The organism is Rickettsia africae ESF-5 (assembly GCF_000023005.1).
GTDB classification, from domain to species: domain Bacteria; phylum Pseudomonadota; class Alphaproteobacteria; order Rickettsiales; family Rickettsiaceae; genus Rickettsia; species Rickettsia rickettsii.
In genome coordinates, this window is the sequence record NC_012633.1 from 1,232,238 (window position 1) to 1,257,207 (window position 24,970).

Below are 24,970 nucleotides of genomic sequence, written 5' to 3' on the forward strand. Positions count from 1 at the left end.
GAAAATTTTGATCAGTTAAAAGGATCAAATATTTTTATATTAAACATATTATAATGTTTAATATTTCTAGTAACTAGTATCATATTACTTTGTTTTGCCTGTGCAGCTATTAAAGCATCGATTGCATTTGTACTATCAATACTCATTAATTCACCCCACTCCTCACATATTTCTTTATCAATATTAAGAATTCTTTCATTATAATCTATTATTATTCTTTCTAACCATTTTTCTAATTTCAAACTTGCTATTTTATCTTTTTTTGCTAATTTTGATATTCCCTTTCTTATTTCGCCGATAGTAATACAACCCAAGTATAACTGGCTAGAATGAATAATTGAAAACCATGCTGCTACTTGAGAATTGGATTTTTTCTTTTGAATTTCAGATACAACATTAGTATCTAATAAATATTTCATAATTCAAAATCTCTAGCATATCCTTTTGCTCTCTGAATATCCAAATTATCTGTCTTAGGTATGCTCAATAAATATTCTTTGAAATCAGGTTTTTGTTTAGTAAGTTGTTTATAATCTTTTATACTAATAATTACAACTGCTTCTTCACCCCTTTTTGTAATACATTGAGGGGTACCATACATTGCAATATCAATAATATTACTTAACTTATTCTTTGCTTCGTGTAACTGTCATTTATTCATATAAAATCCTCATATAGCTAGATTGTCCAGATTATTATAATATAAAGATTGCAAAAAAATAAAATATTTTTTTATTAATTTGAGGTCTTAATAATACTCCTTGCCGATCTCGATTTTAGGACGATTGTTTGCTACTCGCCAATCGTTAGTATCACGGAAAGAATAAACACAGCCGCAAAATTCTTGTTTATAAAAGTGCTCTTCTTTTGCAATTTCGTACATTCTGCTAGCACCGCCATCTTTACGCCAATTATAAGTCCAATAGGTCACCCCTTCATAATGAGATGCCGCCCTAGTTCCTGATTCATTAATTTGGTTCATATCTTTCCATCTAGAAATACCAAGCGAGCTAGTTATAACTTTAAAGCCGTTCTCATAAGCATATAAAGCCGTACGCTCGAAACGCATATCAAAACACATTGTACAGCGTATACCTCTCTCAGGCTCAAGCTCCATCCCTTTAGCACGCCTAAACCAATTTTGTGGATCATAATCTGCATCGATAAATTCTATATTATGTTTCTCGGCAAATTTAATATTTTCGTTTTTACGAAGCTCATATTCTTTTTTAGGATGAATATTAGGATTATAGAAAAAAAGCATAAACTTAATGCCGGTATCGATCATTTTTTCCATTAAAGGGCCAACACAAGGAGCACAACAACAATGGAGTAAAACCTTGCTTTCACCGTTTGGTATTTCAAAAACTTCGCTCATATTAATTTACTAGATTCTTTTTATAGGTTTCTTTATAGAATTTTAGAATTATAGAAGATAACAAGGCAAGTGCAATTAAAATAATATGCAATAGCATAATTGTCTCCGGTAACTTTCGTTAATATCATTGCTAACATTGGAGCAGTACCGCCAAATATAGCAGCTGCAAGGTTGTATGAAAGTGCAACACCGGTAAATCTTATGCTAGTCGGAAATATCTCTACTAAAACCGTTGGAATAGGCCCCATATAGATGCTAATAACTCCAGCAAATATTACTTGAGATATTATAGCTAAAGTAAAATTCATCGACCCTAAGGCTACAAAAATAGGATAGACTGATAAAATTAACAAGATAATCCCCAATATTAGTACAGGATGTCGCCCCACCTTATCCGAAACATACGCAGATATAGGAAATACTATCATTATTACGATTAATATTATACTACTAACAATTGTGCTTTGCTGATTAGTATAACCGAGTGTTTGCATAAAATTACCAATAAAAACCGTAGAAGTATAAAAAGAAGCAGTTACGGTAATATACAGACCAAGTGCGATAATTAGAGTTCTTTTGGGTATTTTGTTAATGTTTCTCGTAAAGGAAAACGTGCTCAACGCCTTGTTCCCTTAGCTTTTTTATAAATAGGACTTTCTGCTAGGTTTTTTCTAATATATAAACCTACGGAGCTAATAAATAAACCGGAAATAAAAGGTATCCTCCAACCCCATTCAAATAGCATATCGGCAGGCATAAAATAAGAAAAACCGGCTGCTGTACCAAGTCCAAGCAGCATACCGCCGCACATACTATAACAAATGAGCTACTCCCCGCAAGTCCTCGCTGCTCGAACGAAGCATATTCTACAATATACGAAATACAACCGCTAAATTCCCCTCCTAAAGAAAAACCTTGTATGAGTCTGATAATAGTTAAAATAATAAGAGCGGCAATTCCAATAGTTTTATAACTTGGTAAGAGCCCTTATCCCGGCAGTCGGTATTGCCATAGCTATAATACTCATCACCAAAGCAGTACGTCTACCGAATCTATCACCTATATTACCGAAAATAATACCGCCGAGCGGTCGTACTACAAAGCCTGCAGCAAATACCGCAAAAGTTAACGTCTCTTGCATTTCTGGATCCGGAAAAAAATGCTGCACTATAATATAAGCAACTTGCACATATAATGCATAATCATACCATTCTAAAGCGTTGCCGATCATGCCGGATATTACTACTTTTCTCATTAAGTTATTTTATTGATTTAAAAAAAGATACTAAGAGTAATATTTTATATTCTCAAGTAAAAATAGCTTTGCTTGCGTTGATACCGTAGTTGTCATTGCGAGGAGCGTAGAGATGTGGCAATCTAGAAAAATAATTAAAAAAATTCTGATTTACAGAATTTTTACTGGATTGCTTCGTCGAATTACTGCGTAATTCTTCTCGCAATGACTATACCCTATCTATGTTTTTCATTCACCACTTTCTTAGTTAATTTAACATTGATTTGAGAAGGAGAAACTTTAATATTTTGTTTGATGTTTTTTGTTTTTTCTTGAGATAGAAGACTTTCTTTATCATTTTGTAATGTTTTCATAAACTTATCTATATTGCTTTGTTCTAGTTTTATTGCACTATCATTATTCAAAATTAATCCTCCAATTTTTTCACCAAGTTCAGGTGCATATCTGACGGCAAAAATTGATGCCGGTACAACTATGATAGAAAAAGCCGCTCCTGCAGTCGCAACACTGATTGCTCCGACTAATAAAGCACAAACAGCACCGGCAATTTTTCCAGTGGCTTGTTTAAATATATTACTTTTTTGTGTAAATACTAAAGACATCTCTAATATTTTATTAAATTCTTTCTTTATATAGATGGTTGCTTTATCAATATTATTATATTTCTTCATGGCATACATTACAGAAACCTTAAATAATTTTTTGTGAGACTCCGCATAATTTATTATTTTATCAAAATTCTTCTCTTTTAAAAGAGTTTTAAATATATTTTTAATTTTTTCTTTTTCGGTACTATTCATTTCATCTCCAAAATAAACTTCTACAAGATTTTCTGCTATTATAGCTTGTGATTGCTCTAAAATATTATTCTTATTTTGCTCATTTTCGTCTTCAGAAGTAATCATTATTGCAAATAACTCTAATGCTACGGAAAAATTATCATCGTTAATAACCCGCATACCTAAATAATTTTTGAGTCTAGAAATACATTTATTAATATATTCTTCAGCCTCTGGTTTAGAATTAAGCCTTAGCGTATAATCTATAGCAAGCATATTTGCAATAGTAGAGCAAGTAGATTTCATAAGATTATTGACAAAATTATTAACAATATCTTTTTTAAATAAATTAGTATTTACGTTATTAAGTACTATTGCATTATTCATTTTGGTAATTTATTTTGAGGCTAATTCTCTGATATATAATATCAATTTAGCATAAATAAGATTAGGAGCATGATTTACTGAAAGTTTATATATATTCTTAGGTGTTAACACTTCTTCATTACGTACTCGTACAAAAGATATAAGAGTATTAGGAGGCATATAAGAATAAATTTCAGAGAATATTTTTAGAAAAGTCAAAAAATCTGCACATGCATATTTTATATTTATGCTATAATTATTTACATGAATCGATTCACCTTCTCCTTCAATCGCCTGAACATTATTTTTAAAAAATACTGAATTTATAAATACATCTATAGGTTCTACTAAATCATATTTATTGCTTAAGCTTTTTATTTTAGGAATTAGTTCTTGATAATTTAAACAACTCACACTACTTGGCACGCTTAAATCTACATATTTTTTGTACGATTCTAATATTTCTTCTTTAGAGTTAATGACAGAATAAAGCTTTAAAACTTCCTCTGTTAGATTTTCTTGTAAAACTTGTTTATCAAGAATAGATTTACTGTATTCTTGCTGGAAAATTTTTATTATCCAAATAGTTAAGGAAATAAAGAAGAAATATATAATAAATTGAAAAAATATAAGATTCTTTAAATACACAATATATTTTTCAAACATTATTTTTACCTTGGGTTATTAGTGCCGTTGCATGGTTTATGTCATTCCCGCCTACGCGGGAATGACATGGAATATTACGTTTTATTATCAACTATATTAACCGATAAAGGAATTACTACCTTACCGAATATATCAAGTATTTTATCCTTATATATAACATAATCTATCTGCAAATTAGATAATTTATTTTTTGCGTTTGTTATATGATCATCTAGCATCTTTAGAGATTCATCCACCGATAGATTATTAGTATGATATTTAAGTATTAACTTGATTATTAATTGTCTCTTAGAAACTAACAAAATATTATCTATATTTGTTAATTCCCATTTAATTTCTTCTAATTTAAAAGCCGGATTTAAAGTAATTATTAGCCTTTTAAGTAAATCAAACGGCAGTGGTACCGGTGCTTCTAGTAATTTTTCTATTACATATAAATCAGCTAGGCTAGTAGTATTTTTAATATAAGGATATTTATATTTGATATCATCATATTCTTGATTTGTTGCATAATATTTTTCATTAATAGAGTTTATGTCTTTGTAATTTTGTTTTGTATTATATTTGATAATACCGACCACTAATATTAATATTATAAGTAATGCACTATATAATTTAAATGTCAGATCCTTTATAGTAACTAGTTTTTTTATTGATTTTAAATTATTATTATAAGCGGGAAAACTCTTATATTCTAGAAACAGTCTACTAATATTCGTATCTATAAATCTTTCTTTTTCTAGAGTTTGCTTATTTAGTATATTATCAACCGGTATAAAGATTACAGGGCATTCTTCAAGGTTTATTGATTCTAATAAAGATTTTAACTCTTCATCTACTATAAGAATTATACAGGCTCTTTGGTCAAGATTACTTATATAGTTTTTAAATAATATCAAACAATCATTAATTTCTTGTTCTATAATACCTTGAACATAGCCGGTTGTTTTATCAAATGGATACTCAAGATTTCTAATTGTTATTATATTATTTTTATGTTTGATAATAAATTTTATACCGCTAGCTTGTGATACATATACACAAATTTGAAAATAATCGTTATATTTATCATTTTCTATATTCTGCACTATTTTATTTATAATAACTTTTAGCTCTAACGTTAAAAAGTAAATTCCTTTTAAATCAAGAGATCTGTTATCTATAATGCATGAAATTATATCACTTAAAGGTGTTTCAAATGGACACGACATAATTAAAGTCGACCAAATTTCACTTGGGGTAGTAGTAATTTCGTAAACACAATGTGCTATAATGTCTTCTTTATTAAAATAACCTTCAATAAATTGTTCAATAGGATCAAGTTTAACTATTGACTGTAATATAGGTATTTGATCGTGCCGTGTTTTACATTCACTGCCGTCAAGTAAAAAATAAATATCGCTTTTTGGAAATTTACTAAAAAAGTTTTTATAAGAATTTAAGTCTATCTGTTCCCGAGTAGGGATAAATAATTTATCTAATAATTTACTATCGAGAAAAGTACTAAGAAATACACCTTTATTACCTAGTAACACCACAATCTTTTCTCTTTTGAAAGAAAATATTTTTAATTTTGTAGCAAATTGAACAAAATGTAATTTGATCGAATCAAAAATATTTTTCATAAATAAATTTATTTTAATCATAATTCAGTGTATTTTACTATACTGGACGTCATTTCTGCGTGGATACCCGAACCGTCATTGCGAACGACTGATAAGGAGCGTGGCAATCTCAGGACTTTGGCACGAGATTGCGTACGTACAATTACTACGTAATTTTCCTCGCCATGACGAAAAATGATCCTCTCCGGAATGACATAACATTAAATAATATATCTTACCATGACTAAATTTACCACCGAAGAAGTTAGAAGTAAATTTATAACTTACTTTAAAGCAAATAATCATACACATGTACCGGCCAGCTCGTTAATTCCACACAATGACCCTAGCTTAATGTTTGTTAATTCCGGAATGGTACAATTTAAAAATGTTTTTACCGGACAAGGAAAAAGACCTTATAACAAAGCGGTAACTAGTCAAAAGTCTCTTAGAGCCGGCGGCAAGCATAACGACCTTGAGAATGTCGGTTATACGGCAAGACATCATACCTTTTTTGAAATGCTAGGTAATTTTTCATTCGGTGACTATTTTAAAGAACAAGCCATATATTACGCTTGGAATTTATTGACTAAAGAATTTGAACTCCCAAAAGACAAGCTTTATGCAACAATTTATCATACTGATGACGAAGCAGCTGCTTATTGGAAAAAAATAGCAGGTTTTGGGGATGATCGCATCATAAAGATCAAAACAAACGATAATTTTTGGTCAATGGGTGATACTGGCCCTTGCGGTCCTTGTTCCGAAATTTTTTACGACCACGGTGAACAAATATATGGCGGACTTCCTGGTACTAAAGATGAAGACGGTGATAGATTTATCGAGATTTGGAATATGGTATTTATGCAATATGAACAAATCGATAAAGATACTAGCATAGAATTATCGCAAAAATCTATCGATACCGGTATGGGTCTTGAGCGTATGACAGCAGTATTACAGCATGTTAACAACAATTATGATATAGATTTATTTCAGGAAATAATTAATTTTACCGAAAATATAGTAAAAGTGAAAGTAGAGGGAGAAGCTAAATTTTCTTACCGAGTTATTGCCGACCACTTACGAGCAAGTAGCTTTTTAATAGCTGACGGCGTTATTCCTTCAAATGAGGGGCGTGGTTACGTACTTCGCCGCATTATGCGAAGATCCATGAGGCATGCTCATATGCTTGGGTCAAAAGAACCGTTAATGTATAAATTACTGCCAAAACTTGTTGATTTAATGGGAAATGTTTATCCTGAACTTAAAAGAGCAGAAAGCTTTATAAGCAGTATCTTAGAACAAGAAGAAATTAGATTTAAAGCCACATTAGAACGTGGTCTCAAACTTCTTACCGAAGAAACAGAAACACTAACAAAAGGTAATGAATTATCAGGAGAAGTAGCATTTAAACTATACGATACTTACGGATTTCCGCTTGATTTAACCGAAGATATTCTAAAAAACCGTGATATTGCCGTTGATCACAAAGGGTTTGAAGAGCAAATGCTTATGCAAAAAGAACGTGCTAGAAAATCTTGGCTTGGCTCCGGTGAATCAAAAACCGATCAGTTGTGGTTTGATATCAAAGAGCAACATGGTAGCACGGAGTTTTTAGGATATACACTTAATGAAGCAAAATGTAAAATAATTGCATTAATCAAAAATAATAATTTAGTTAATGATATAAAAGAAATAGATACACAATTCCTACTAATCAGCAACCAAACTCCTTTCTACGGTGAATCAGGCGGTCAAATAGGTGACATCGGAACAATATTTGCAAAAGATTCTGAAGTAGAAGTAATAGATACTTTAAAATATTTAGGTTCTATTATAATCCACAAATGTATTTTGAAAAGGGGGCAGATTAACGTAGGCGAGAATGCTAATTTTAGTATAGACATAAGATATAGGCAAAATTTAAGAATTCATCACTCGGCAACGCATATATTACATGCAGTACTGCATGAGGTACTTGGGAAACATGTTACTCAAAAAGGTTCGTTAGTCGCTCCGACTTATTTACGCTTTGATATTAGCCATTCTAAAGCTGTGACTAATGAAGAAATCACTTTAATCGAAGATAAGGTAAATGAGATTATTAGAGATAATCATGAAGTAACTACTACATTAATGGCAACTGAAGATGCAATTAAACAAGGAGCTATGGCACTATTTGGCGAGAAATACGACTCTGAAGTAAGAGTAGTTAAGATGGGTGAGACTTCTTTAGAATTATGCGGCGGTACGCATGTCAGACGTACCGGTGACATCGGTTGCTTTAAAATCACAAGCGAAAGTGCTATAGCAGCAGGTGTTCGTAGAATTGAAGCAGTTTGCGGTGAATTCGTAATTACATTAATGAGAGAAAAGGATAGTTTACTTAAATCGATAGAAAGCAGTTTCAAAACTAATAAAAATGAACTTATTACTAAGGTTAATAATATCTTAGAGCGTAACAAGGAAGTTGAGAAAGAGTTAGAAAAAACTCTTTTAGCTAGTTTAGATTTAAGTATAGAGCAAATTGAAAAGCAAGCTGCACAAATAACAGGAATAAAACTATTATATAAAAAAGTAGGAAATATAGACAATAAAATATTACGTCAAGCTGCCGAAAATTTAACAAAAAAAGTAGAAGATTTGATAATGGTATATATTGCCGAGGGAATTGGTAAATTATCTATTACGGTTGCGGTGAGTAAAGCTATAACAGACAAATACAATGCAGATATAATTGCAAAAAAACTTTCTTTATTCTTAGGTGGCAGCGGCGGAGGTGGACAAGCAAGCCTTGCTCAAGCCGGTGGAAATGATATAGGTAAGCTAACTAATATCCATGAAAAATTATACAGTTTATTGACAGTGTCGTAGTGTACTAATTTAGGACGTCATTACGAGTGTGCTTTGTAGATGGATACCCGGTTGTCATTGTGAGCAACCGTAGTACTTGCGTGGCAATCTCATCAAATATCCTGAGATTGCTTCGTCAATTACTTCGTAATTTCCTCGCAATGACAAGGTGGTATCCACATAACAATGCCTATGCAGGGAGTCATTGTAATGACAAAATTTATGGTTGTTAATACGCTGTTTTCACAAAATAAAGACCGGAGGCGGGAGCAGTAGGACCAGCGGCTTTTCTATCTTTGGCTTCTAAAACATCTTTAATTTGTTCTACCTGCCAAATATTTTTACCAACAAGTACTAAACTGCCGACAATATTACGTACCATATGATGCAAAAATGACGGGGCTGAAAGATATAATTTTATTTCTTCGTCTTCTTTAATAATATTAAGTTCAGTTAAAGTTTTAATCGATGATTTTGATTGACATGAGCTAGCCCTAAATGAAGTAAAATCATGTTTGCCTAATAGATAGACGGCAGCTTGTTGCATAGCCGGAACATCTAAAGGTGAACTAATCCACCATGCTCTATTTAAATCAATTACCGATGGATAAGGTCTATTAATAATTCTATATATATAATAACGAGAAGTAGCCGAAAACCTAGCATGAAAATTATTGGGGGCTAATTCACAATTCCATACTCCTACGGCATACGGTCTTGCAAAATAGTTGATAGCTGTAATAATTTTGTGAGGTTCTAAATATTTTGAAAGATCAAAATGTGCTACTTGACCTATAGCATGAACACCGGCATCTGTCCTTCCTGACCCAAACAATATCACCTGTTCACCGGAAAATTTATAAATCGCTTCTTCTAATATCTGCTGTACCGACATTACTCCTGCTTGTCTTTGCCAACCTGCAAGATCCGTGCCTAAATATTCAATGGTAATTTTATATCGATACATAATAGCCCACTGTCATCCCGTGGCTTGACCACGGGATCTTGTATCACAGCCCATGTCCTAAGATCCCAAATCACGGGATGACAGTATAAGTATTATCATGCTTCTAGTAAATCCGATGGATTACCGTCACCACGCTTTCCTCCGCTTCTAAAGCTATTAAGTTTTTTGGATCTAATAGGATGTTGTAACTTTCTTAAAGCTTTTGACTCGATTTGTCTTATACGTTCTCTAGTTACTTTAAATTGCTGCCCTACTTCTTCTAATGTATGGTCAGTATTCATACCTATACCGAAACGCATTCTAAGCACTCTTTCTTCACGAGGCGTAAGGGTTGCAAGTACTCTAGTGGTAACTTCTCGTAAATTTGACTGAATTGCCGCATCAATCGGTGCTACTGCATTCTTATCTTCGATAAAATCGCCTAATTGACCGCCGTCACTATCATCACCTACGGGATTCTCAAGACTTATAGGTTCTTTAGCTATTTTCATGACTTTACGCACTTTATCAAGCGGCATTGAAAGACGGTTAGCGATTTCCGTTGCTGTTGGTTCGTATCCGAGTTCATTAAGCATTTGTCTTGAAGTACGTAGTATCTTATTAATTGTTTCAATCATATGCACAGGAATACGTATAGTCCTTGCTTGATCGGCAATAGCTCTTGTTATAGCTTGTCTAATCCACCACGTAGCATAGGTAGAAAATTTATAACCACGGCGATATTCAAATTTATCCACCGCTTTCATAAGTCCTATATTACCTTCTTGAATTAAATCTAAAAACTGCAATCCTCTATTAGCGTATTTTTTAGCAATAGATATAACTAAACGTAAATTCGCTTCTATCATATCTTTTTTTGCTTGTAGCGTTTGTCTCTCGCTTTTTTGTATAGTATTCACTAGTTTTTTAAAATCATTAACTAAAAGACCGGTTTTAGATTCTATAACCGATAATTCAGCAATCATTTGATCTATATAATCCGATTCTTTAGTCATTAACTCTTTCCAAGCGACTTTTTTATTTTTCAGCATTTTTTCTTTCCATGCTGCATTGATAACCGATCCTATATATTCATCAAGGAAATTTTGGCGAGTTACTCCATATTTTTCAGCAAGTTTTAAAAAAGCTGTTTCTTTATTAATTAAATCACGATTTATTCCATACATCTTACCTAAAATTTCTTCCGTTCTTTTAGAATTAAAATGTATTTCCGAAACTTCATTTATTAATAATTCCAAATTATTATATTTTTTGCTATTTTGTAAAACCTTCGGCTCAAAAGATTTCTCATAACATTTTTTAGCTTCAATGAGTAGCTCTTCGCAGATAAAAGCAATCTTTTTCATACGCTCTATAACATTAGGTAATATCTGCGTTTCTACTCTAGACATAGATAAGTGATTATCCTCATGCTCTTCTCCTTCGGTCTCACTACTATTTTCTTCATCATTTTCGGGTGTTTCGTCATGTAACATGTTAGCTTCTAAATCTATCAGATCACGTAGTAACATTTTTTCATTAACTAAATCTTCATACCATACTATAAAACAACGCATAGCAATAGGGCTTCTACATAAGGAAGCAGTCATTGTTTTATGTCCTTCCTCAATCCTTTTTGCTATTTCTACTTCATGTTCACGAGTTAAAAGATCGACTCCCCCCATATCCTTAAGATATAATCTTACAGGATCATCGGTAGTACCTATATTTTCTTCTTCTACCTCATCCTCAGGTTCATTATCAACATTGGTAGATAGCTTAAATTCTTCATCCATTCCGATATCAAGCTTAATTTCATCATCTTCATTAGATTCTAAAATATCTACTCCTGCATCGGAAAATTTTAATATAGCTTCCTCTAATTGTCTTATTGAAGGATTTTTATTAAGAGGAAGAGCGTTGTTTATATCATCATAAGTGACCGGTATCTTTTTAGATTTAGCTTTTTTAAGTAAACTATCTATTTTATCTAGATCATTGTCTATATTGCTATTGCTCATTAAATACCTATATGCTTTTTTCTTTTAAAAGAAGTTTGAAATAATTAAGTTATCGTGTGATTAATAAAAGATTCGTTTAAAACTTGCAGTTCATTTGCAATCTTCAGAATTTCTTTTTTATATAGTAAAACTTTTTCAAAGTCATGATTGTCAGTACTGTTTATGGTAACAGCGTATTCTTGTTGTAAATTTATTAGATAATATTTCTTATGTAGCCACTGCCATAATAAATCCAGTCTGATATTATTTTTATTAAATGAGATATCTAAAAACAAATTATCCGTTTTTGATAATAATAAAAAAATATCAAAAAAGCTAGTTTTTTCCACAATTGCAGTAATTTCACTTGCTTCTACGTTATTATCTATAATCTCGTTTAAATACCAATTACGGAATTCTTCAAGCAATTTATTATTAAAATTTAAATTTAAGATGAAATCTCTAATATCTTTGTCTTCAAGTATTATAGGAAATTTAACCAACAAAGCACAAAAAGCGTGTTCTAGTATTTCAAGCTCCGAATAGCCGTGACTTGAAATTATAGGAGCCAAATTTGAGTTTTTAGTTGTAGCTTTCTTCTGCGTTGTAACTAAATTTTGCCATATTTGATCTTTAAAAAACCTGTAATAACTTACTTTTAAATCACTATCCGATATTTTGCTGCAATAATTTTTTAAATTTTTTTCTAAATTAGCTTTTTCTTCCGCAGTTTTAAAACTCTTGCCGCTATACTCAATATGCCAAATCATTTCTGATAAGCTTATTCTTTTATCTATAAGCTTTGCAAAAAAATCAACACCGTTTTTATTTACTGCATCGTCGGGATCAAGTCCGCTTGGTAACCTAATAAAAGAAATTTTCTTTTCACTATTAATAAGCGGTAATGCTAAGTTAATAGTTCTTATACTAGCTTTTATGCCTGCATTATCTCCGTCAAGACATAATATAATTTCATCGCCAGCACGCCATAATTTATGTAAGTGATTCTCAGTAACGCTAGTACCGAGACTCGCAACCGTTTCACTAAAACCTGCTTGATGTAGTGCTATAACATCAAAATAACCTTCTACTAAAATCGAATGATTTTTTTTATAGCTACTGCTTATCGCTTTATGCTCACCGTATAGAGTTTCACTTTTTTGAAATACTGTAGTTTCAGGTGAATTTAAGTATTTAGGCAGCCCCTCCCCTAGTACTCTACCGCCAAAGCCTACAATTTTATTGTAAATATTTCTAATTGGAATAGTAATACGGTTAGAAAATAAATTATATATTTCACCGTTTTCTCGCTTGCCGATTAGCCCTGCTTTACCAAGCTTTATAATATCTATATTTTTATCGTGAAAAAATTTTTCAAATTTATTATTCTTCGGGGCAAAACCTATTGAAAACTCTTTTACTGTTTCTTCGGTAATACCCCTTGCGTGTAGATAATGTAATATTTCAGGTGTTAATTGTGTCCTGAAAAACTTATTGGCGAGTTCTAAAATATTTAGAATTTCATCGGATTCTTCATAAAATTCTTTCTGTTTTGCAGTTAATTTCGGTATCTCTATACCGTAATCGATTGCAAGCTTTATAGCAGACTCATTATAAGATAAACCGCTAATATTAGAAGTAAATTTTATAACGTCACCGGCTGCTTTACAACCAAAACAATAGAAAAATCTCTTACTATTACTAACCGTAAAAGATGGGGTCTTTTCTTGATGGAAGGGACATAAACCTACATAGTTACCGGATTTTCTAGTTAAAGCTATTTTTTGCCGCACTACATCCGATATGTTAATACGGTTTCTTAAGAACTCATAAAATTCCGGTGCAACTCTCATTATATTACAATATGTAGGAAAGAATAGATGTAGAAAGACAATAAGAAAGCGGTATAGACAAATTATCGTTAATTCTTAAATCTTTTGAATAAAATTCAGCTACTGTAGCCCCTATGCAGCTTATAATAATAATAATAAAACTTGTATTATATCCTAAGTAGAAATACACCAATATACTTATAAAAATTGCAGAAGCTAAAAAGGTAATAGAACCGGCTATAGATTTACCGTTACCTAAGCTATTTCCTATTTTAACGCCGACAAGAGCCGCTAAACAATCTGAAATAATTAAAATCAACCACGAACAAATCACTAAATTTTTAGGGAAAAGAAGAGCAGTTAAGAAAAAACCGATCATCATAAAGCTAACGCCGCTTAAAGCAAAAGAACCGTTATTTTCTTCAAGCCTTATAACTTTTGAAAAAAATCTAGTTACAAATTCACTAATTTTTGCATTATTATGACGTGATACATCTAAATATAATGTAATAGCCGTTATTATAAATAATAATAACGTAATAGCGGTTCTTGGAATAAATAAATAAAGCAGCGGAAATATTATAGCCGATAGGTGGAAAATTTTACGCTTTTTCTCAAAGTCAAAATCTTTAATTTCCATAAGACTACTAATTTGTTGCTATTGTTATATGAGAAATAATGCCAACATCATTGCGAACAGTATTCGATGTCATTCCTGCTTTCGCAGGCATGACATAACAGAATCCGCTTAGACAAGGACCACTTGCAATGACGATATTTAGGCAATGCCAAATAATTAAAAAGGCTTATTTGACAAATTTCACTATTACAAATATACTTGCTGAAATCTATATTCTATATTATTGAAAATAGTATACTAAAATTACTAAATCTATACAATATAATTATGAATACAAAATTTCCTATCACCGCTAAAGGTTTTGAAAAATTAGAACACGAGCTTAAACATTTAAAACATGTAGAACGTAAAAAAATTAGTGCAGATATAGCCGAAGCACGAGAACACGGCGATTTATCCGAGAATGCGGAATATGAAGCGGCACGTGAGAAACAAGCATTTATAGAAGGGCGTATTAAAGAGCTTGAAGATATGACGGCAAGAGCGGAAATTATTGATATTGGTAAATTATCGGGAGATAACATAAAATTCGGGGCTACGGTTACTTTGATCGACGACGATACTGAAGAAGAAGTAACATATATTATTGTAGGAGAATATGAAGCTGATATAACTAGAAAAAGAGTTTCAATCGCTTCTCCTATAGCAAAAGCTTTGATTGGAAAATCGGTAGGTGATTTTGTAGAAGTTACAACACCGAAAGGATCTAAATCATACGAAGTAGTTACCATTGAATATAAAGAACTAGAACTTTAATTTGATTTTTTTGTCACTATAAACGTTAACCGTATGGCTTGTTATGTCATTCCCGCCTACGCAGGAACGACATCGAGTAGGTTTTTCGATCCATGCAACACCCCCTGCTCCTTGCAATGACAATTTGGGTATCAACAACGCAGGTATGACATTATTAATTACTTCTTCTTAAACATTTCGAGCATTCTTTTTGTTACTATAAATCCGCCGAAGATATTTATAGAAGCAAGCAGCGTTGCAAAATACCCTAGTAGACCGGGAAACCCAAAAGCAGAGCTACTTGCAGCAATCATAGAACTAAAAACTATAATACCTGAAATAGCGTTAGTAATAGACATAAGCGGAGTATGAAGTGCAGGCGTTACTTTCCACACAACATAATAGCCCACAAAAGAAGCTAATACAAAAATAGTTATAGCAAATACTAGCGGATCTATAGTACTTGTGTTTGTTTGCCAACTAGTATCTATTACCAAATCTTTTAATTTATCTGATAATTCTTGGGTATTATGGGCAATTTCAGCAGCCTGTTTAGCCATCGTCGGTAATTGATTCATATATTTAATTTCTCACTCACAATTTTTCCGTCTTTAGTAATCAACATCTCACGTACTAACGCATCATCCATATTAAACTTACCGTCTTGCAATGCATAGGTTAGAAAATTATACAAATTCTTAGCATATAATTTTGAGCTGTCGGTAGCAATTTTAGTAGCAAGGTTTGATAAACCTATTATGGTAACTCCGTGCTTAGTAACGATCTTATCCGGTTCTGAATCTTCCACGTTCCCGCCTGTACTAGTCGCTATATCAACAATCACTGAGCCGCGCTTCATAGATTCTAGCATTTTTTTCGTAACAAGCAGAGGTGCTTTTTTTCCCGGAATTTGTGCAGTAGTAATCACTATATCATATCCTTTAATAATTTTTGCTAAAAACTCTTCTTGTTTAGCTTTATAATCTTCCGAACTCTCGTGAGCATAGCCTGATTTATCTTGTAAATCCTCCTGTAATTCCGGTGAAACAAACTTAGCTCCTAAGCTTTCTACCTGCTCTTTGGTAGCAGCTCTTACATCATATCCTGCAACAATACTACCAAGCCTTTTTGCCGTTGCAATAGCTTGAAGACCGGCAACACCGATACCAAGCACTAAAGTTTTACACGGTGAAATTGTCCCTGCTGCCGTCATCATCATAGGAAAAGCCCTTGTATAATGATAGCTTGCTTCAATTACCGCTCTATAGCCTACTAAGTTACTTTGAGAAGATAAAGCGTCCATATTTTGAGCTTTAGTAATTCTCGGCACAAACTCCATAGCAAAAGTCGTAAGGTTTTTTTTAGCTGCCGCTTTTATATATTCATGATTTAAATAAGGCGATAATAATCCTACAATAATTGCTCCTTTTTTTGCAAATTCAAGCTCACTATATTTATCCGTAACGGATGAAGGTTGCACCTTTAATATAATATCAGCATCAGAAATAATTTCGAGTGGTACCGAAGATATTTTAGCACCTAGAGCAACATATTCTTCATCAAGAAAACCGGCATGAAGCCCTATATCTTTTTCTACCATAACCGTATAGCCTTTTTTGACTAACAATCCTGCTACTTCAGGAGTTATTACGGCTCGTGTTTCATGCTTGGCTTTTTCTTTTAAAGCAACGATTTTCATAAATACTAATTATATTTTGCATTAACTGAATACATAAGGTATTTTAAACATAATTTAAAATATAAAACAACGAAAATGAAAAAAATATTTTTTCTAATCATTATTTATCTTTTTGTGAATTCAAGCTTAACATTTGGGGCAGATGATAAAACAGCTATTTCGGAACTAAAAACTTATCTACGTAAGATAAAATCGGTTGCGATAGATTTTACTCAAGAAGATTCGTACGGTAAAATAGTTAAAGGAAAATTACTGATCCATAAACCTTATAATTTTAGATGTAATTATTATCCTCCTTTCCCTTTAGTTATAATAGGTACTAAAAATTTCGTATCGATGTATGATTATGATATGGAGCAAGTAAGCCGTATTAATAGAAGCGAAAATACATTTAATTTTTTATTAGAAGATAATGAGCATTTTGACAAGGATTTTGTTTTTGAAGCGGTAATTAACGCAAGAAATATTTCTAAAATTACTATCTATCATACTCTAACGGAAAAACGTAGCGAAATTACTTTTAATAAAGCTACTCAACAAATTGAAGCATTAAAAATATTTGAAGATAATAATATAGTCACTATTACTTTTGATAAAATAGCTAAAGTACAAAAATTTTCCGATGATTTGTTTAAAATAAAAAACCCTGAAATATTCGGTCCTCCTAAAAGATTAACAAAATCGGAAATAGAAAAAAAATATATTGTTTCTTGAAAATAAACAGGTTATGTTAATTATGCTAGTAGTGGGCATTGTACCTGTTTAGTCGGTCAGGTCTGAAAGGAAGCAGCCAGAGTGGGATTCGATGGGTCATTACTAGCATTATTCTAATTTTGATGTCATTTCTACAGCAAGGCGGCTCGTTTTATGTCATTCCCGCGAAAGCAGGAATTCTCAGTAAAACATATACAAAATAAATTTTTTAGTCTTATAACTATCGTGCTAGATATAAATTCATCAAATCAATATATTCCTTTTGCAAGGAAATATCGTCCTAGTAACTTTGCCGAGCTTCAGGGGCAAGAGGTATTAGTCAAAGTTTTAAGCTATACTATTTTAAACGATAGGCTCGCCGGAGGCTATCTTTTAACAGGTATTAGAGGAGTCGGTAAAACTACTTCCGCCCGAATTATTGCTAAAGCCGTCAACTGTTCTGCTTTAATTACCGAAAATACGACTATTAAAACATGCGAGCAATGTACGAATTGCATCAGCTTTAATAATCATAATCACCCTGATATAATCGAAATTGATGCGGCAAGTAAAACTAGCGTAGATGACATACGTAGAATTATAGAATCCGCCGAGTATAAGCCCCTACAAGGTAAGCATAAAATCTTCATTATTGATGAGGTGCATATGCTCTCTAAAGGGGCATTTAATGCACTTCTTAAGACACTGGAAGAACCACCACCTCATGTAATATTTATCTTTGCAACGACGGAAGTACAAAAGATACCTGCAACTATTATCTCAAGATGTCAACGTTATGATTTAAGGCGGTTGAGTTTTGAAGAGATTTTTAAGCTACTTGAATATATAACTAAGCAAGAAAATTTAAAAACCGATATAGAAGCACTAAGAATTATAGCTTACAAATCGGAAGGGTCGGCACGTGATGCAGTCTCTATTTTAGATCAAGCAGCTAGTATGTCGGTGAAATCTGACAATATAATTAGTCCTCAAGTAATTAATCAAATGCTTGGGCTTGTCGATAGTTCGGTTATAATAGAATTTGTCGAATGTATTATCTACAGAGAGACGGAAAAAGCTATAAATTTAATAAATAAACTTTACGGTTCTTCGGTTAATCTTGAGATTTTTATAGAATCGGCAGCAGATTTTATTGCTTATCTTAATAAAGTAAAAATGTTACCTAATTATAGTTTGCCTATATATGAATCATTTAATGATAGAACTAAAAACATATTAGATAAAACCAGCTTGCCGCACTTATCAATCTTATGGCAAATATATAATAAGGGAGTAGGGGAAATAAAAATTTCCTATAACCAACTAACAGAAACGGAAATGTTAGTTATAAAATCTATATATTCGACGTCGCTACCCTTGCTTACAGATTTTGACGGTAATAATCAAAATTTAAATCAATCAATTAATCCGGAAATAAAAAAAAAATTTGAAATTGTAGATTTTCTTGAATATTTATATAAAAATAATGAGATAGATATATATTATTTCCTGCTCAATCATACGGAACTTAAAAATCTCAGTAATAATAGATTAGAGTTCGTAAGTCTTGAAGTTACAAGCAAAATAAAAAGACAAATAGACGATTTGTTAGCTGCTTTTACTAATGAAAAGTTTGAGATAGTAATAATAAAAGAGCAGAACAAGCAAACCTTAAAGAATCAGTTAATTGGTAAGATTGAAGCAAGTAACGATTTTGGTTTAATTAAAAAACATTTCCCAAATATAACAATTTCGGATATTTTACTTAAAAGCTAAAAATATATAGGATAGAATTATGGTAAATTTTAATCAGTTTTTAAAGCAAGCCCAATCAATGCAAAAGAAAATGCAAGAAGCTCAAGAGCAAATGGCAAATGCAAGATATACCGGTAAAGCCGGCGGCGGACTTGTTGAGGTTATTGCAACCGGTAAAGGCGAAGTTGAAAAGATTTCAATTGATGAATCTTTATTAAAAGCAGAAGAAAAAGAAATGCTTGAGGATTTAATTAAAGTTGCCTTTAATGATGCTCAACAAAAATGTGATGAAGATTCTCAAAATTCTTTATCAGGAGCTTTAAACGGTATGAGATTACCACCAGGCTTTAAAATGCCGTTTTAACACGACTCTTATGTCATTCTTGCAAAAATCGTGTTGAGTGGATACAAGTCGTCATTGCACGCGAACGTTAGTGAGCGTGGCAATCTCAGGAATTCTTCCCATTGCTTCGTCAATTTACTATTGTAAATTTCCTCTCAATGACGGAAAAACTGCTCCACTCAACAACGTCTTTAGTCGCTTAGCTCATGACAATTTGGTATCCATATTTATTCACAAAATATCATCACAATAAGATGTATTATCCCCAACATCTCGTTAAGCTCTGTTTGCACTATCTCAGGCAAAACTTTAAGTTTCTCTTTTAATATTTGATATTCTTCATTGTTGTCATCATTATATATTTATTTATATTTCAATAGCGTTTTATCCCTATTTTATCCTTAAGAGAAGGGGTAATCATATCGTTTAGTTTATCTAATTTTTCTTTTTGCTCTTCTGTTAGCTCTTTTTTACCGATTTCTAAAAAATTTTTCAAATTACAAGCATCTTGTAGATAAAGTTTAACAACATCAATATTATAATCTTATTATTGACAAGTTCTTTGATATTCTTAATGTCTTCATTGTAAATAGCATTAAACAAATTGATTTCGTCATATTTAGATTTATACACAAAACCCCTTTTATTTAAAAAAGGCATGTTAGCACTTTTTGATATAAAGGCCAAGAAATAATTAATAATTTAACTATTTCTTAATAAAAAAGGAAATTTGTAAAAAATAGACATCTTTCCAAAGCAGTTTATAGAGAGGAATTTAAAGGATACACGGAAGCACTTACCGCTGCAGCATATATAGACATACGTGAAGATTAGGGATTAGGATCGACGTACAAATTGCCTTTAGAAGCAAGTTATGCAAGAAGTTTAATAATTCAAGATCAATAAATCCTTATCAATCCTGAAACCTTTGAAACGCTCAAGTAGCGACATACCAAGAAGCGAAATATCAAGGTTACCAAGACCTACATGTCCTTTGATGTTCTTAAATTCCTTACCGATTACTACACTATTTAAGGTTATAGGGGCGGCTTTATTTTCGCCGTTAGCTGTTAGATAAGTTCTAGTATATTTTAATTTAGTTAAGTCAAAGCCTAATTTTTGAGCATCTTCTTTAGTTAAAGCTATATCACTTGCCCCTGTATCTACCATAAATTTTATTTTAACATTATTTACAAAAGCATTGATATAAAAATGCCCGTCTCTGTTACGGGCTATAATAATTTCTCCGACTTCAGTAGACCATTTATATGATGGAATTAAAGCAGACATTACTCTACGATAAGCGTAGTTCAGCTCAAACCTAAAAGCATAACCGGTTATTATAACTAAGAAAATTACTGCCCACATTGCTAATTGCAAACAAAATCTGCGTATTTCATTTTGGCTAATAGTACTGTAAATTATACTAAATAATATTAATAATGACGCACAAAAACTCCCTATATTTTGTGGTGCTTTAAAAAATTTTGGATAATGTTGATTGATATATTTGTATAATAAACCGGTTACAATTACGGTGCTACAAATGATAAAAATAAGTTTTATGAGTTTTTTATTCATATAATATACTACAAGTAAATAAAGAATAGGTATACGAAGTTCTATCTGAGTATATAAATTTTAATCTATATAATCAAACCAAAGTCCCAGCCCATTTTTAAGTGGAAAACTACCTTCTTGGTTCACTAGAATAATAATTCCAAGTTCTTCTGACGGTATAAAGCCAATAAAAGAATTAATACCGTTAATTATATAGCCTGAGTGAAAAATTAAATCCTTATTTGAGCATCCTTTTACTTTAAGAATACGTAATATGACTCAATCATTTTTTGATCAATAGGCCAAATCGGTTACCATTTAAATCCAAAAACATCTTTGTTTGATTTTACTATTTTACACATACGATCTAAAGTACTTTTAGCAATAAGATTCGGTTTATAACCAAAACTAAGTGTGAATATTTCAATCATTCCATCTATCGATGCAAAAATACCGACAGATGCAGGTACCGTCTTTGGGTAATAAGGCGGAAACGACAGCAATGTTATTACCTCCTGTCCGTCTATTATTGCTTTAGAATGCGGATAAGCAAGTTGTACATTCGGCCCTAACGGTAATATTTATATATCTTGCGTTTTAAGCGTTGTACGCAAATTATCTATTGCAGCATTTAAACTTGATTTTTTACAATTTAAAGCTTCTTCAAGTAAACTAAAATATGTTACTATACTTATAGCATTGCCCGGGTTTACAACTAGCTTGTTGTTTTTTTAGCAACGTTGCTCAATTTCAATATTTCCTGAGAATTGATAACCTGTTGTATGGCTTAAAATATTATTAAGACTAATAGCATTTTTAGGTATGGTAATTTGAATTTTTCATCAAAATCTCAACTTTCTTGATCTACCATTAATGCAATTGCCGTTGCTGAAACAGCTTTTGAAACCGATGCTAAAAGAAATAAAGTTTTATCTATAAATAACTCCACTATTACCTTTCTGATTTCCAAACGTTGTTTTATAAATAACTTCACCTTTGTATAAAATTGCAATTGCTCCTCCTTGTAATTCAAGCTTTTTAGTTTTTGCGGTCATTATACTCATATCTATGCCAAAACTGTACGATGTGATAATAGTAACATTATACTAAAAAATAGGATAAGCTTTTTATTCATATGGCGATATTATTTATTGATTCTATGTCATTCCTGCGAAAGCAGGAATCCAGCTTTCTAAGCAAATTATATACTAATTAACCGCTATTGCCTTTTCTTTATCTTTTAATCTAATAGTAGCAAACTCTAATAAATATTTGTTATCTAAAGCTTCAATAATTTGCTCATATAATTCAGCTGGAATTAGATAAGCAGTCGGTTTATTATGATTTAATAAGGCAACAGGCTCACCACTTGCCTTATCCAATAATACAGTAGGGCTTTTTTTAAATTCTGATATACTAACTGCTAGATTTGCATAAATATGTTCCATTATTGACTCCAAGTAAACGAAGAAAGTTATACGAAGATCAACTTGGAAAAGAGCAAGGAGTCTACAAGACTAGGAGCAAAGCGTATCCTTAATACGTGGCTACCTGCGAACTTATTTAGACGACGTAGCCAGTTTTTTTAAGTTCATTGAGGATACCTATAATTAATACTAATTATAGGCTATCATTTTATCTTTATCAAGAAAATTACCTTAAATCGCCGATATTCTCTAAAAACAACCTAGCTCGATGCGATGCCGGTTTATTAAAAAAATCCTCAGCAGGCTGATTTGCTAAAATCTGTCCTTGATCCATAAAAATAACACGATCCGCTATTAATTTTGCAAACTTCAAATGGTGCGTAACCACTACCATGCTCATTTGATCTTTTAATAAATTTATATTCTCTATAACATCTTTAATATTTTCAGGATCGAGTGCCGAAGTCGGTTCATCAAATAACAAAATTTTCGGCTTCATCATTAAAGCCCTTGCTATTGCGGTGCGTTGCTTTTGCCCTCCTGATAGGCTTGCCGGATATGAGTCAAATTTTTGCGTTAGCTTAAATTTTGCAAGCAATTCCTTTGCCATAGAAATTGCCTGTTCTTTTGGCAAATTTAAAACATTTACCGGCGTATAGATTAGGTTTTCTCCTACCGTTAAATGCGGGAATAGATTAAAATTTTGAAAAACCATACCAACTTTTAAAAGAAGCTTTCTTCTATTTTTAAGCAGTAGCTTCTTCCCGTCTACCAAAAAAGTACCGCTACTTGGTTCTTCTAAATTATTTAAAATTCTAAGCAGAGTAGTTTTACCGCTTCCCGAAGGACCGATTATTACAGTAGTTTCCTTAGTAGTAAAACTTAAATCAATATTCTTAATTGCGTAATTCTTGCCATAACGCTTACAAACTTTTTCTAAAATAATCATAAACTAAACCGTAAATTTATAACCGTCATAAAGCGGCTTAACGTTATTTGGAAGCATTTTCGTAATCTCATGATAATCTATCGTGTGTCTCATATTGGTTAATAATATCTGCTCAGGTTTATATTTTTCACGCCATTCTAGAACTTTATCAAGTCCTGCATGATTCGGATTTGATTTATAATCCATACAATCTAATATCCATATTTTTATATCTTTTAAAAATTTATCTGATTCAGGAGGAAAATCGATTAAATCGGGCGAATAAACGAAATCACCTATACGTAAGCCCAAGCTATCTATAGGACCGTGATGCTGTCTAAAAAATTGTATTTCAATAGTATTAATCTTAATTTTATCAAAAAAACTAACAGATTGAGTTGTGAACAGTCGCCCAAGCTTAAATAACTTATTGTTAAATAGATAATCAAATTTTGTATGGAGCTTTGCCGTACTATCGTGATTTGTATAGATTTCAAATGGCTTGCCTTGCATAAAAGTAAATACTCGTAAATCATCGATGCCGTTAACGTGATCGGAATGATAATGTGTTAATATAGCACAATCGAGCTTATTTATCTTTTCTCGTAATAGTTGATTTCTAATATCAAAACCGAAATCAACTAATATTTGACTATTTTCATCGTTAATATATATTGCTGATCTAGTCCTTTTATTGTACTTTGAAGGAGATGTGCAAGTACTACAATCGCACCCGATCACCGGTACGCCTATAGATGCTCCACACCCAAGTATTGTTACTTGTAACATAAATATTTAAAATAATGTTTGAAGTTTTTTATAATTTTTGCGGCTTAAATCAAGAAATATTCTTATTTTTGAATAAAATTACTAATATCGGCTTTATACCTTATTTTTTTAAAATAATTTCGTTTTGTTTTAATATCGCTAATTTCGCTTTAATATATATTTTATACTGTATATATTTTTATATTCAATTAAAGAAAACCAAAAATGATAAGAAGCGGCAAAATAAATTCTGGCACAATTATAATAAGTTAGTTGAAATCGGTATAATATACGGGGTATTCGGTTTAATTTTTACCGCTCTTAAATTTTCAGTTAATTTCCCTCGCCCTTATTGCAGTCTTCCTGTAGATAGTTTCATGACCATAATAAATACTGCAAACGAAAGATGCTTTTCAAGCTTTCCAAGCAGCCACGCAGCTCTTAGCGTGTTAGTAACGTATTTTGCTTGGAATTATATAAAATTACCATTAAAAATCTTAATGATTTGTGTTATTATGCTCGTGTCTTTATCTCGCATAAGCCTTGCTATGCATTACCCAAGTGATATAATCTACGGCATTATTATTACATTTATAACAATACTGATAGGTAAGTTAATTTATCGCATCTTTGCAAATCATATAATAAGAAAGATCGGGGATTTTCTATTAATGAGGCAGTAATTAAGAAAAAACATATAAAAAACTTGTTTTTTAATCTTGAAAGTTTTTAATATGCAC

Annotated in this window: 25 protein-coding genes, 1 other RNA gene and 2 pseudogenes; 7 read left to right on the forward strand and 21 right to left on the reverse strand. The window is 31.8% G+C overall.

Annotated features, from left to right (window positions below; translation table 11 throughout):
• Positions 1-11 precede the first annotated feature (11 nt).
• From RAF_RS06720 to RAF_RS06750, 7 genes and pseudogenes are all read right to left on the reverse strand, one after another.
• Entirely contained in the window at positions 12-419 is a 408-nt protein-coding gene (locus RAF_RS06720; RefSeq protein WP_012720093.1) for a type II toxin-antitoxin system VapC family toxin, read from the reverse strand.
• Positions 416-649: pseudogene (locus RAF_RS06725) on the reverse strand (type II toxin-antitoxin system Phd/YefM family antitoxin); the annotation flags it as partial. The pseudogene RAF_RS06725 and the gene RAF_RS06720, both read right to left, overlap by 4 nt.
• A gap of 99 nt (positions 650-748) precedes the next feature.
• On the reverse strand, positions 749-1,378 hold the full coding sequence (locus RAF_RS06730) for an epoxyqueuosine reductase QueH (RefSeq protein WP_004997144.1): 630 nt from the start codon (positions 1,376-1,378) through the stop codon (positions 749-751).
• Between the two features lies 1 nt (position 1,379).
• Positions 1,380-2,633, reverse strand: a pseudogene (locus RAF_RS06735) (MFS transporter).
• A gap of 215 nt (positions 2,634-2,848) precedes the next feature.
• Positions 2,849-3,799 carry an RP853 family protein gene (locus RAF_RS06740; RefSeq protein WP_012720095.1) on the reverse strand — a complete coding sequence of 317 codons (951 nt, stop codon included), beginning with the start codon at positions 3,797-3,799 and terminating at the stop codon, positions 2,849-2,851.
• Positions 3,800-3,808: 9 nt separating this feature from the next.
• On the reverse strand, positions 3,809-4,444 hold the full coding sequence (locus RAF_RS06745) for a hypothetical protein (RefSeq protein ID WP_012720096.1): 636 nt from the start codon (positions 4,442-4,444) through the stop codon (positions 3,809-3,811).
• A gap of 74 nt (positions 4,445-4,518) precedes the next feature.
• Positions 4,519-6,090 carry a hypothetical protein gene (locus tag RAF_RS06750; protein ID WP_012720097.1) on the reverse strand — a complete coding sequence of 524 codons (1,572 nt, stop codon included), beginning with the start codon at positions 6,088-6,090 and terminating at the stop codon, positions 4,519-4,521.
• A 198-nt stretch (positions 6,091-6,288) separates the two neighbouring features.
• Between RAF_RS06750 and alaS the strand changes: the two genes are divergently transcribed.
• Positions 6,289-8,925, forward strand: a complete 2,637-nt coding sequence (gene alaS, locus RAF_RS06755; protein ID WP_012720098.1) for an alanine--tRNA ligase — start codon at positions 6,289-6,291, stop codon at positions 8,923-8,925.
• Between the two features lie 208 nt (positions 8,926-9,133).
• Here alaS and truA read toward each other — a convergent pair whose 3' ends face one another.
• The 4 genes from truA to RAF_RS06775 all read right to left on the reverse strand — a co-directional run bounded on the left by truA (position 9,134) and on the right by RAF_RS06775 (position 14,322).
• The gene (gene truA / locus RAF_RS06760) at positions 9,134-9,871 is read right to left on the reverse strand and encodes a tRNA pseudouridine(38-40) synthase TruA (protein ID WP_012720099.1); all 738 of its coding nucleotides are present in this window, start codon (positions 9,869-9,871) and stop codon (positions 9,134-9,136) included.
• A gap of 95 nt (positions 9,872-9,966) precedes the next feature.
• Entirely contained in the window at positions 9,967-11,871 is a 1,905-nt protein-coding gene (gene rpoD, locus RAF_RS06765; protein ID WP_004997130.1) for an RNA polymerase sigma factor RpoD, read from the reverse strand.
• Between the two features lie 44 nt (positions 11,872-11,915).
• On the reverse strand, positions 11,916-13,703 hold the full coding sequence (gene dnaG / locus RAF_RS06770) for a DNA primase (RefSeq protein WP_012720100.1): 1,788 nt from the start codon (positions 13,701-13,703) through the stop codon (positions 11,916-11,918).
• A gap of 4 nt (positions 13,704-13,707) precedes the next feature.
• Positions 13,708-14,322 carry a diacylglycerol/polyprenol kinase family protein gene (locus tag RAF_RS06775; protein WP_012720101.1) on the reverse strand — a complete coding sequence of 205 codons (615 nt, stop codon included), beginning with the start codon at positions 14,320-14,322 and terminating at the stop codon, positions 13,708-13,710.
• Between the two features lie 267 nt (positions 14,323-14,589).
• Here RAF_RS06775 and greA point away from each other — a divergent pair, with 267 nt between their 5' ends.
• Positions 14,590-15,078, forward strand: a complete 489-nt coding sequence (gene greA, locus RAF_RS06780) for a transcription elongation factor GreA (RefSeq protein WP_041471980.1) — start codon at positions 14,590-14,592, stop codon at positions 15,076-15,078.
• A gap of 158 nt (positions 15,079-15,236) precedes the next feature.
• On the opposite strand, the gene RAF_RS06785 is transcribed toward greA, so the two are convergent.
• The gene (locus tag RAF_RS06785) at positions 15,237-15,635 is read right to left on the reverse strand and encodes an NAD(P) transhydrogenase subunit alpha (RefSeq protein ID WP_012720103.1); all 399 of its coding nucleotides are present in this window, start codon (positions 15,633-15,635) and stop codon (positions 15,237-15,239) included.
• A complete protein-coding gene (locus RAF_RS06790) occupies positions 15,632-16,756 on the reverse strand; it encodes an NAD(P) transhydrogenase subunit alpha (protein ID WP_012720104.1) in 1,125 nt (374 codons plus the stop codon). The genes RAF_RS06785 and RAF_RS06790 overlap by 4 nt, the downstream gene beginning before the upstream one ends.
• Before the next feature lie 75 nt (positions 16,757-16,831).
• Between RAF_RS06790 and RAF_RS06795 the strand changes: the two genes are divergently transcribed.
• The 4 genes from RAF_RS06795 (at position 16,832) to RAF_RS06805 (ending at position 19,568) form a co-directional block, all read left to right on the forward strand.
• Positions 16,832-17,470 (forward strand): outer-membrane lipoprotein carrier protein LolA, encoded by a 639-nt coding sequence (locus RAF_RS06795; RefSeq protein WP_012720105.1) that lies wholly within the window; start codon positions 16,832-16,834, stop codon positions 17,468-17,470.
• 20 nt (positions 17,471-17,490) lie between these two features.
• Positions 17,491-17,584, forward strand: an RNA gene (gene ffs / locus RAF_RS07115) — signal recognition particle sRNA small type.
• Between the two features lie 111 nt (positions 17,585-17,695).
• Complete coding sequence (gene dnaX, locus RAF_RS06800) at positions 17,696-19,225, forward strand: DNA polymerase III subunit gamma/tau (RefSeq protein ID WP_041472057.1); 1,530 nt, start codon at positions 17,696-17,698, stop codon at positions 19,223-19,225.
• 19 nt (positions 19,226-19,244) lie between these two features.
• Positions 19,245-19,568, forward strand: coding sequence for a YbaB/EbfC family nucleoid-associated protein (locus tag RAF_RS06805; protein ID WP_010977891.1), 324 nt, complete (start codon positions 19,245-19,247; stop codon positions 19,566-19,568).
• A gap of 352 nt (positions 19,569-19,920) precedes the next feature.
• On the opposite strand, the gene RAF_RS10460 is transcribed toward RAF_RS06805, so the two are convergent.
• The 8 genes from RAF_RS10460 to RAF_RS06835 all read right to left on the reverse strand — a co-directional run bounded on the left by RAF_RS10460 (position 19,921) and on the right by RAF_RS06835 (position 24,251).
• Entirely contained in the window at positions 19,921-20,043 is a 123-nt protein-coding gene (locus tag RAF_RS10460) for a hypothetical protein (RefSeq protein ID WP_014411152.1), read from the reverse strand.
• Positions 20,044-20,432: 389 nt separating this feature from the next.
• The gene (locus RAF_RS06810; protein ID WP_012720107.1) at positions 20,433-21,128 is read right to left on the reverse strand and encodes a TIGR02281 family clan AA aspartic protease; all 696 of its coding nucleotides are present in this window, start codon (positions 21,126-21,128) and stop codon (positions 20,433-20,435) included.
• 60 nt (positions 21,129-21,188) lie between these two features.
• A complete protein-coding gene (locus tag RAF_RS10800) occupies positions 21,189-21,383 on the reverse strand; it encodes a serine hydrolase (RefSeq protein ID WP_410524345.1) in 195 nt (64 codons plus the stop codon).
• Between the two features lie 35 nt (positions 21,384-21,418).
• Positions 21,419-21,610, reverse strand: coding sequence for a hypothetical protein (locus tag RAF_RS06815; RefSeq protein WP_041471981.1), 192 nt, complete (start codon positions 21,608-21,610; stop codon positions 21,419-21,421).
• 347 nt (positions 21,611-21,957) lie between these two features.
• Positions 21,958-22,119 carry a hypothetical protein gene (locus tag RAF_RS09135; RefSeq protein WP_162465577.1) on the reverse strand — a complete coding sequence of 54 codons (162 nt, stop codon included), beginning with the start codon at positions 22,117-22,119 and terminating at the stop codon, positions 21,958-21,960.
• Between the two features lie 196 nt (positions 22,120-22,315).
• The gene (locus RAF_RS06825) at positions 22,316-22,555 is read right to left on the reverse strand and encodes a type II toxin-antitoxin system Phd/YefM family antitoxin (RefSeq protein ID WP_012720108.1); all 240 of its coding nucleotides are present in this window, start codon (positions 22,553-22,555) and stop codon (positions 22,316-22,318) included.
• A 205-nt stretch (positions 22,556-22,760) separates the two neighbouring features.
• Entirely contained in the window at positions 22,761-23,483 is a 723-nt protein-coding gene (locus tag RAF_RS06830) for an amino acid ABC transporter ATP-binding protein (protein WP_010977895.1), read from the reverse strand.
• Positions 23,484-23,486: 3 nt separating this feature from the next.
• The gene (locus tag RAF_RS06835) at positions 23,487-24,251 is read right to left on the reverse strand and encodes an MBL fold metallo-hydrolase (RefSeq protein ID WP_012720109.1); all 765 of its coding nucleotides are present in this window, start codon (positions 24,249-24,251) and stop codon (positions 23,487-23,489) included.
• 14 nt (positions 24,252-24,265) lie between these two features.
• Between RAF_RS06835 and RAF_RS06840 the strand changes: the two genes are divergently transcribed.
• Positions 24,266-24,913, forward strand: a complete 648-nt coding sequence (locus RAF_RS06840; protein ID WP_012720110.1) for a phosphatase PAP2 family protein — start codon at positions 24,266-24,268, stop codon at positions 24,911-24,913.
• The last annotated feature ends 57 nt before the right edge of the window (positions 24,914-24,970 follow it).